This window comes from Methylobacterium nonmethylotrophicum, assembly GCF_004745635.1.
GTDB lineage: Bacteria > Pseudomonadota > Alphaproteobacteria > Rhizobiales > Beijerinckiaceae > Methylobacterium > Methylobacterium nonmethylotrophicum.
Genome location: NZ_SRLB01000089.1, coordinates 1 through 1,690, shown reverse-complemented (window position 1 = coordinate 1,690; position 1,690 = coordinate 1). Strand labels below are relative to the sequence as shown.

Sequence of the window (1,690 nt, the reverse complement as noted above, 5' to 3'; positions counted from 1 at the left end):
TCATACCCACGTCGGCGACCAAGCCTTAGCCGCCTGAACCAAGCCAACCAGCCTCCGAAAAACCCGGAGCGGTTCAGTCATCGGGGGTCTCCCGGGTTCGGGGTTGGTGTCAGCAACCCGATCCTAACCCGTCACCGCCGATGGCCACCCCCGCGGGAGAGCCCGCCTGCTACAGCGCTATTGAGGGCGCGCAGGCGGGATCTCCCGCTCTCGTTCAGCTACACCACTCCAAGGGACACAACCTTGGAAAAAAAACTGACCCTTCCTGGCAGGCGTATCTTGTGCTACCCGATACCCGATCATAGATCGGGCTGCGATGATTGGCATACGGAACCGAGCAAGGGGCGGATTGGCGCATCTTTCGCGCGCCATCGCCTTGTGCTTGGTTTCTCTCGCCATGGCATTGTCTGTCGCCGCTTTAGAATGTCCCACAGCAACAGGGTCCGTCCAGAGCGACAGTCTGGTAACGTTCTCAACATATCCGGCTCCGGACCGGACTGGGTCGAGCGACCCGGTAAATGCGGGCGCTCTACGCCACGCCCACTGCAGCTGTCATCAAGTGATGCGGACTGAGCCGGCCACGTTCGAGCCGGTTCGAACGGCTGATAGAGTCGTCTATCCCATCCAGGCCGAACCGCTCGCTCCTTATTCCGTCTCTCCGATGCGTAGACCGCCCCGGGCTTGACCCCATCTCATAGCTGAAATGGGATTTTCGTCGCTCGCGCCTTCTCCGGGTGCTGAGTGCAGGGGTCATGTGGGCAATGGGAGCGATCGGTTGCGCCTCTGCGCAGCCAGCACTCCAAGGTCCGGTCGAGGTCAGCGCCATGCGTGGGTTTCTTATTCTGATTGTTCTAGCGGTCGGCGTCGCGATCGGTGGCGCCGTACCGCGCGTGTCTCAGGTCATCCAGGGGGCCTTGGCGGCGACCGGCCTGATGAAGACCGAAAACGCACCAGAGACTCAGTTTGCGCTCCCTCAGGCGGAGGCCGAGAAGCCTGATGGGAAGAAGGCGGAGGATCACACCACCGAAGGGCAGATCAAAATGTCGGCGGAGCAGATCTCCAACCAGGAGATTGCAGTCGCGTCTGTCCGGGGCGGCACGCTCTCACGGCACCTGATGGCGCCCGGCACGATCACGCCGGACACCGACCGGATCGCCCGGGTGCCGGCGCGGGTCGTCGGCACCGTGTCCGAGATGCTCAAGCGCCTGGGCGACCCTGTGAAGAAGGGTGAGGTCGTCGCCGTCCTCGACAGCCGCGAGGTCGCTGACGCCAAGAGCGAGTACCTCACTGCTTTGGTCAACACCGAGCTGCAGAAGACCAACTACGACCGGCAGCAGGCGCTCTGGGACAAGCGAATCTCCGCCGAGGCCACGTTCCTGCAGGCCCGCGCGACCTATTCCGAGACGCAGTTGCGGGTCAACCTTGCTCGCCAGAAACTCTCGGCGCTCGGCCTCAATGCGGATGAGGTCGCAGCAGCGGCCAAGAAGGACGAGGCCACCCCGAACCAATCGAGCCTGCGCCGGTACGAGCTGCGCTCGCCGATCACCGGACGCGTCGTCGAGCGCAAAGTTGATATTGGCACGACGGTAGGTGGCCAAGGTGACCCAGCCGATCTCTACACAGTCGCCGACCTCTCCACAGTCTGGGTAGAGCTCGCGGTGCCGACCACGGATCTCGCCAAGGTTCGGGA

1 protein-coding gene is annotated in these 1,690 nt (G+C 63.1%); it reads left to right on the top strand.

Annotation, left to right across the window (positions count from 1 at the left end; genetic code table 11):
- Window positions 1-824: 824 nt before the first annotated feature.
- Window positions 825-1,690, top strand: an 866-nt coding sequence (locus EU555_RS35890) for an efflux RND transporter periplasmic adaptor subunit (protein WP_135420156.1), incomplete at its 3' end; no start/stop codon positions are given.